We start from the raw sequence: 7,621 nt of genomic DNA on the forward strand, positions 1-7,621 counted from the left end.
TGCTTTGTACAAGCAGTTGTATCCAGACTTGACGTTTGACGAGCTGGAAGAAGTCATAATGGACAATGCCGAAGACTTAGGGAAACCCGGGAGAGATGACGTGTACGGCGATGGACTTGTCCAGTCACCGGCAAGTACCTTTACAGATGTTGAAGACGAGGACTGGTTCTTGAATTACGTCAATGATCTGACAAGAAAAGAGTGGATCCAAGGGTATCCTGATTACACGTTCCGTCCACAAAATAAGATTACAAGACAGGAAGTCATCACGCTTGTCGGACGTGCGCTCGATTTAGATGGAACCAAAAGAAGTACTGACTATTCAGATGTCAATCAGTATCACTATGGATCAGGATTTATTGATTCGGCCACAGAGAAAGGTATCATTCAAGGATATGAAGACGGCACATTCCGTCCTGAGGAGTCGATCCGCCGCGGCGACGTAGCTTTAATTATTTACAGAGCATTTGATATTCAAACTTCCAATGCTCACTTCTTTGAGGATGTCAATCCAGATCGTTATTACTCCGAAGCGATTCATTCGTTAGCGGAAGAAGACATTATTAATGGCTATAATGACACAGAGTTCAAGCCTGACCGCCCGATTACGAGAGCTGAGTTCGCTACGATTCTATCAAAAACGATTAATCCTGAATTAAGATAAGTAGGAAAGCCCTGGAGACGTGTATCGTCTTCAGGGCTTTGTAGATTCAGAGAGAATAAAATAAATGATCCATATAAGTGCAGGGGTGTGGATTCGAAATGTTTTATGTGGAATAAGGGCGGTTGGGAAAGAGGTCGCTTTCCGAGGGCGAACGATGAGCCTCTTAAGGCAGCGTTTGTGGGGTCTTACCCTGTACTAATAGTATTAATATTATGTTATTTCGAATCTGCCCTTTGTTTAAAGTATAGAATAAAAATGAAGGACGTTGATGAGAGGAAATTGACGAGACTCCTGCGGAAAAACGAGCGAGAGAGACCCCACAGCGAAGCGAGGAGGCTCGAAAGTTCGTCCGCGGAAAGCGAGTTAATTTCCTCTCATCAACTACCCTTAACATTGATCTATAGTCTTCATAACTTGAATGAAAACTCACAAACAAGGTTTTCAGACCCTTTTAAATAGAAAAAGTCCTGCACGGTTTCAATCCGTACAGGACTTTTTTTATACTCATTTGTTAGCAGGCAGGAAACACGCATGCACCGATGATGATCAATAGGATAAACAAAACAATGATCAATACAAACGTGTCGCCCCCGCGACGCGGCGCACAATGCATAGGAGCATAGGAAACAGGAGCAACATTGGCAGGCATATTTGGTGCAGCATTGACGTTAGCTCCCATGTATGGGGCTGCGTTCATATTCGCGCCCATATAAGGCCAAGCATTCATATTAGCTTCCATCTTTGAACTTCCTTTCATGATTCTTTATTCTTCCTTATATCATACTCGCCTATGGAAAAGATGAGCCCGTCAACATCAAAAATGGGTGGACGTCATGGGTCTGGCGGGTCTATAAATGACAATGATTTATTCATTAATCATTTGTCTCAGATAGAATAGATACTCGATAAAAGGGATCGAATTCTTGTTGTGGTGGACGACGACATAGCGCATTTTACGAGCAGGTCGAACGCTTTGCATATTGGAGAAAGAAGCTAAACGCTCGAAGCCTGGTCTAGTCACTAGATTCGTTAAATAAGCCGACTGATTACTTTCTGGAATTCTCTTCTTATTCAGCGTTTCTATCATTTGATCAGCTGTCTTGATCCTAACTCCATGGGAAAAAAATTCACCATCACCCATAACGACTGAATTTAGACCCCTAAACCAGGGAGTTCTCGGGGAGAAGTCCGGGTTCTTAAAATAGACGACATCGCCTGGTAAGTAATGATCAGAATAAAAGGTGTAGAGCCCAAGATCGCTATCTGTATGCCAGCTGTATAAATAGAGGTCCTGAAAGATAGAGTTAAAAACCGATGCACCAATGCTGTTTAAGGCAGCATGGTAAAAGATAATGACGCAAGCTGTTGCGCATTCAAAGGCGTAGAGGTCCCCATTTTTAAAGATGTCACGAATCGCATCAGCTGGGAGGACACCAGGCTTCAGCGAGAAACCCCCTGATTCAGTTAAATTCCAATATTGAGGGTTGCAGCGGGCATTTCTAAAGCTTGAAAACACAGCTTCACTTTCATTCATTTCTCTAGCGCTTTGAATGATGTTTTTTCGAACATTGAGTTCAAATAATAAAAGATTGGCGGTGGGGTAAGCGTAAACAGGAGGAGAGTTTTGCATATCTTTAACGATTGCTTTTTCCGTCTTTCCAAGGTTCCAAGATTCAGATAGTTGAAAAGGACTCCCAGATACTTGTATCATACGATTCCTCTTTCCAAGCGTAGTGTTTTTTTAATCGTATTCATAAGCAGGCTTAATCATGTATGAATAAATGAGGGGAGACATGAGGAGAGGAAAGCAAGAACGAAAGAAATTTCTTATGATAAATTTTAAAAAATCCAATAAAAAAATCCTCTCATGACCAGTGAGAGGATTTTTTCCTTCATTAATATAGTGCTCTGTATAGGAATACTGCAAATTCACTACGTTTTGTTTCAGCCCATGGCTTGAATGTACCATCATCGTAACCAGTTGTAATGCCGCTGGCTGCTAGTGCTTCAATTGAGTCGTAAGCCCAGTGCTGGCTTGAAACATCATCGAAGTTAGCACCTGAACCGCTTAGTTTGAACGCTTTATCAAACAAAGCAGCGATCTCTTGACGAGTAATTTCTTGTTCAGGTTTGAATGTACCGTCTTTATAACCATTGATATATCCTGCTTTAGCTGCAGCGTTGATGTACTTCTCGGACCAGTGACCATCCGTATCAGAGAACTGATCGCTTGTAGACGTTCCTAAATCTAAAGAAACACTCAACATTTTTGCAACTTCACCACGAGAAACTTTATTGTCCGGCTTGAAGTAGCTGCCGTCGTACCCGTTGATGATGCCTTTTTTACTCATGTATTCGATTTCGTCTTGAGCCCAGTGATTGCTTGCAACGTCATGGTATTGACCAGTTGGAAGATCGTTATCTGTTGACTCAGCTTCTACCTCATCGATGACGCGTTTCGCGCCGACCAGGCGACCGCCCCAGTATCGATCAGGTGCGATAGAAGCAACGGTAATATCGTCTCTAGGATTCTCTGCAGAAATCATTTTGTTATTCCCTATGTATATCCCGACGTGCCCGATAGATCCACCATCATAGTAATTGAAGAATAATAGATCTCCTGGCTGCAAGTTCGAACGGCTGACCGAGTGACCCTGATAATACTGACTGCCTGAAGTACGATTCAAGCTGATTCCGACTTTGTTGAATACATACTGTGTAAATCCGGAACAATCAAATCCTGAAGGGCTTGTCCCTCCGTAAACATATGGTGACCCTGAGTAGTCAAACGCGACATCTACTACTTGGTCCCCAACCCTTTGACCTGCAAAAGATGTAGGTGCAAATAGTAGAAAAACCGTGGCAAAAGCAACCAAAACCGACGTAACTCTCTTCATCAAGTAAAACTCCCCCTGTGTTTTTTATGTAAATTCCGTTTAATCCTTTTAAAGCTTATCACAACATGTTTCGTCATGATTTTACATTTGTGTAACAATTAAGTTTCATAGGTTTTACCAGGGGGATGAACCGGGTATATACCACGGTTTTAGCTCTACTAAACTTGTTAAAATACTCTTGTTTTTTAGTTAAATTTGTTACAGGGAGACGACAAAAATTTTAACCTCTACCAAATAAAAAACATTATAATAGACAAAATTCTTTTCCAAGATTATCAGACCATTATTCTAAGAAAAATAAAAAACACGTCTATAAGGCAGGTAAACCCGCACGTTAAGCCGTGTTTTTTATAAAATCATTCATTCTTCCTCAAAAACAGCCGTTACTTGTTTATTCCCATCCATCGTGATCGTAGAGCTTGAACTATACCCTACAGCATCTCCGCGCCATTCAACAAACCGCCATCCTTCAGCTGGAATCGCTTTGACCGTAATCGACTCACCTTCTTGAGCGCTTGTTCGTGAGGCGTTTATTTTTCCAAAGCCAACAACAGAAGTTGATAAGGAATAGGTTTTTGGTTCAGGCTCCGGCTCCGGTTCTTTTTCAAAGTTTGCTTGAATCGACTTTTTCCCGTTCATGGTGACCGAAATAGAAGCAGAAGATCCACTTGCACTGCCACTCCAGCCTGTAAAATTCCAACCATCTTTCGGGACGGCAGTCAGGCGTACCGTTGTTCCTTCTTCAAACGTGCTGCCGGATTTGTTCTTCTGGATGCTGCCTCCACCGTTAGATTGAAGACTTAGACTATAGCTGGTGGGTTCTGGAGGACTTGGTTCATAAGAATCTTCCTCTTCACGCGAGTCCCCGGTCTCTTCTGGTTCTTCCTCTTCTTGTTCAGTTTCTTCTCTAGTGAACACAGCTTGTAAAGATTTATCTTCATCCATTACAAGATTGATCCTTGTATCGTCTCCCGTGTATGAACCTTTCCAGCCTGCGAATTCCCATCCTGAAGCTGCACGAGCACGTAAAGAGACTTGATCCATATGGTCATAAGAGTCCGCTAACGAATCTCGAATAATTTCGCCTTCCCCTGAGATGGATAAGTCAAGGTCATGTTGGATAGGTTCGAAAACAGCAACGATATCCATATTATTGTCCACCGTTGTGTTCACAGGATTATCATTCCCATTTAGGTCACCTTTCCAGCCGGTAAACTCCCAGCCTTCTTCAGGAAAAGCTTCCAATGTTACTTTTTCCCCTTTGAAATAAAGTTCTTTATCTGGAAAGACTGTGACAGACCCTTCGCCTTCAACTTGAGCATCGATAGATTTGCTTTCCCCATCAACAACCACATCCAATTCCTTTTCGTAATCCTGATAGGAAATAAATAGGGTATCTTTGCCCTCTTCTTTTGCTTTAATTGTAGCCGTTCCATCTTGTTGAGCTTCTATTTCAAGTCGTCCTTCTTTAGAGGTCCACTCAGGCGTGAACGTCATTTCTTCACCGGCGGCATCGACACCTGTTACAGAGATGTCTTGTGATTCACCGACAGCTAACGATTCCACTTCAGAAGGCTCGATCGTCATTTCCTCAACCACCTGTTCAGCGACTTCTATGGTCACATACTGGGTAAGAGATTCCCACTTTACTTCAATGGCGGTTTTTCCTGTTTTCGCAGCTTCGAACCGGACACTGCCGTCATTTGATTCTATTGTTCCTATAGAAGTGTCTTGAACAGACCATTCTCCTTCCAGCGGTTTCAAATCTCCCTTTTCGTTTTCATAAACGAGTTCGATTTCTCTGTCGTATCCTTCTTGTACGATCTCACGGTCTGTATGTATGTATATATTGGAGATGAGTTCTTTGTACGCTTGTTTCAAAGATTGATGGGTACTGTACTTCTGTCCTCTGTCTAAGACATCAACAGCTTTTGAGACATCGCCCATAGATGAATAAATATCGGATAAAAGCAGGTAGTATCTGTGCTCTTGTACTTTTCGATCGATGCCTTCATTGATGGTTTCAATGGCTTCATCTCTATGGTTCATCGCTTGATAAGCTTTCCCAAGTCCTAAGCGAGCTTCTACATGATCGGGGTCGATCTTTAATACCTTCTGATATAGTTCTATACTTTTTTCCCATTCCTCCGACTGATAAGCTTGATTAGCTAATTCCAGCTTTTCATCGAGCGTATTCGCTCCAACCACTCGGAAGGTCAGTGTTGTACCTATTACAATAATTAGCAATGCTATCATACTTAACCATAAATATTTCTTTTTCATTTCACCCATACCTTTCTATTGGATTATCGGTCATAGTACCTTGATTATACATGAACCCCTACTTATAAGGGACAATCTAACTGGATTTCTTAGAATATTTTGGCGAAATTTGTGGAAAAAGCCTTTTCATCATTAGGAGGTTAGTATAAACTTACCATGGGGAGTTATTTCAGAAATATTACAGTGTCATTAGAATGTTATATTTTTGAAAATAGAGACTATAGAAAAATAGAGTTTGTTTTAGGTGGGAAATTTTCAAAAGAATACTAGGAGGTTTATGAATGGAAGAAACGATTTCATTAAAGGAGATTATGGGGGTTCTCAAGAAGCGATTATGGCTGATTGTGGGACTAGCAGCAGGAGCAGCCATCATCAGTGCGCTCGTTACCTTTTTTATCCTTACCCCAAATTATCAATCATCGTCACAATTCATAGTGAATCAATCCTCGGATCAATCACAAAATACGCCCTATGATATTAATGATATCCGAACGAACGTCGAACTGATTAATACATATAATATCGTTATTAAAAGTCCGAGAATCCTGGACCAGGTTGTAGGAGATTTAGGGCTGGATATGACAGCATCTGCTCTGTCTGAAAAAATACAAGTTTCTAATGCCGAACAGTCTCAGGTGGTCAACGTCACGGCTACGGATGAAAGCTACGCCAAAGCAGCGGCCATTGCCAATACAACGGTGAATGTGTTTAAAGAAGAAATACCTCAGCTCATGAATGTAGACAATGTCAACATTTTAACCGAAGCAGCTGTCGAGGCAGATGCTTCACCAGTCAGCCCTAAGCCGGCATTAAATATTGCCATTGCATTGGTTGTTGGTTTGATGATTGGCGTAGGGCTCGCGTTCTTGCTTGAGTACTTAGATTCTTCTATAAAAACAGAAGAAGATATTGAACAAACGTTAGGCCTTCCTCTTATGGGTGTCGTTTCTACGATTTCCCCGGATGAGATTCCTTCACGAGGTCGATCAACAAAAAAGGCTAACGTATCAAACATCAGAGGTGAGTCCGTTGGCACGTAAACCAAAGAAAACCATGCAGACACGTGGGCGCAGTTTAATCGCAAACGATAATCCAAAATCCCCAATATCTGAACAATTCCGTACAATACGTACAAATTTGCAGTTTACTTCTATTGATAAAGATTTAGAAACGATGCTTGTAACCTCAGCAAGTCCATCGGAAGGGAAGTCAATTACAACAGCAAATACGGCCGTTGTTTTCGCCCAGCAAGGAAAAAAGGTATTGTTAATCGATGCGGACTTACGGAAGCCAACTATCCACTATACGTTCCGTACAGATAATACGTATGGTTTAAGTAACTACTTAGTGGGGAATCGTTCTATTTTCGACCTTGTACGTGAAAGCGAAATCGAGAACTTAGATATTCTCCCGTGTGGCCCGATTCCACCGAATCCTTCGGAGTTACTAGGTTCGAGGAAAATGGAGAAGTTCATCCGGGAAGCGAAACAATCGTATGATATGGTGATTTTTGATACGCCGCCTGTTCTAGCTGTAACAGATTCTCAAGTATTGTCTCGTTTTGTGGATGGCGTCATGCTTGTGGTTCGCAGTAAGCAAACGGAGCAGGAAGCTGCGCATAAAGCGAAGGAGTTATTGCTTAAGTCGAAAGCGAATATTCTCGGTGCAGTGTTGAATGATAAGGATATTAAATCTAGTAATTATTATTACTATTATGGTAGCTAAGTGGAAAAGAGAAGTGTCTTAGGACGTTTCTCTTTTTTATTTTAATAATTGA

General features: G+C 41.6%; 7 protein-coding genes. 3 read left to right on the top strand and 4 right to left on the bottom strand.

The window, feature by feature from the left end:
- Positions 1–664 (top strand): S-layer homology domain-containing protein (locus LD39_RS15500; RefSeq protein WP_035549263.1); only part of this gene is annotated, 664 nt, incomplete at its 5' end.
- Positions 665–1,175: 511 nt separating this feature from the next.
- Here the strand turns inward: LD39_RS15500 and LD39_RS23845 are convergent.
- From LD39_RS23845 to LD39_RS15525, 4 genes are all read right to left on the bottom strand, one after another.
- Positions 1,176–1,403 (bottom strand): YjcZ family sporulation protein, encoded by a 228-nt coding sequence (locus LD39_RS23845; RefSeq protein ID WP_304413580.1) that lies wholly within the window; start codon positions 1,401–1,403, stop codon positions 1,176–1,178.
- A gap of 126 nt (positions 1,404–1,529) precedes the next feature.
- Positions 1,530–2,375, bottom strand: a complete 846-nt coding sequence (locus tag LD39_RS15515; protein ID WP_035549272.1) for a protein-glutamine gamma-glutamyltransferase — start codon at positions 2,373–2,375, stop codon at positions 1,530–1,532.
- Between the two features lie 184 nt (positions 2,376–2,559).
- The gene (locus LD39_RS15520) at positions 2,560–3,561 is read right to left on the bottom strand and encodes a C40 family peptidase (RefSeq protein WP_035549286.1); all 1,002 of its coding nucleotides are present in this window, start codon (positions 3,559–3,561) and stop codon (positions 2,560–2,562) included.
- 360 nt (positions 3,562–3,921) lie between these two features.
- The gene (locus LD39_RS15525; protein WP_035549276.1) at positions 3,922–5,844 is read right to left on the bottom strand and encodes a tetratricopeptide repeat protein; all 1,923 of its coding nucleotides are present in this window, start codon (positions 5,842–5,844) and stop codon (positions 3,922–3,924) included.
- A gap of 281 nt (positions 5,845–6,125) precedes the next feature.
- Between LD39_RS15525 and LD39_RS15530 the strand changes: the two genes are divergently transcribed.
- Together LD39_RS15530 and LD39_RS15535 are read left to right on the top strand one after the other, a co-directional pair.
- The gene (locus tag LD39_RS15530; protein WP_035549279.1) at positions 6,126–6,884 is read left to right on the top strand and encodes a YveK family protein; all 759 of its coding nucleotides are present in this window, start codon (positions 6,126–6,128) and stop codon (positions 6,882–6,884) included.
- On the top strand, positions 6,874–7,569 hold the full coding sequence (locus tag LD39_RS15535) for a CpsD/CapB family tyrosine-protein kinase (RefSeq protein ID WP_035549283.1): 696 nt from the start codon (positions 6,874–6,876) through the stop codon (positions 7,567–7,569). The genes LD39_RS15530 and LD39_RS15535 overlap by 11 nt, the downstream gene beginning before the upstream one ends.
- Positions 7,570–7,621: the final 52 nt, after the last annotated feature.

Source organism: Halobacillus sp. BBL2006 (assembly GCF_000786645.1).
Lineage (GTDB): Bacteria > Bacillota > Bacilli > Bacillales > Halobacillaceae > Halobacillus.

Excerpts from the sequence above, each read along its gene's own strand:
- LD39_RS15520 (WP_035549286.1), bottom strand. The coding sequence starts at position 3,561 with ATGAAGAGAGTTACGTCGGTTTTGGTTGCTTTTGCCACGGTTTTTCTA.
- LD39_RS15530 (WP_035549279.1), top strand. The coding sequence starts at position 6,126 with ATGGAAGAAACGATTTCATTAAAGGAGATTATGGGGGTTCTCAAGAAG.
- LD39_RS15515 (WP_035549272.1), bottom strand. The coding sequence starts at position 2,375 with ATGATACAAGTATCTGGGAGTCCTTTTCAACTATCTGAATCTTGGAAC.
- LD39_RS15525 (WP_035549276.1), bottom strand. The coding sequence starts at position 5,844 with ATGAAAAAGAAATATTTATGGTTAAGTATGATAGCATTGCTAATTATT.
- LD39_RS23845 (WP_304413580.1), bottom strand. The coding sequence starts at position 1,403 with ATGGAAGCTAATATGAATGCTTGGCCTTATATGGGCGCGAATATGAAC.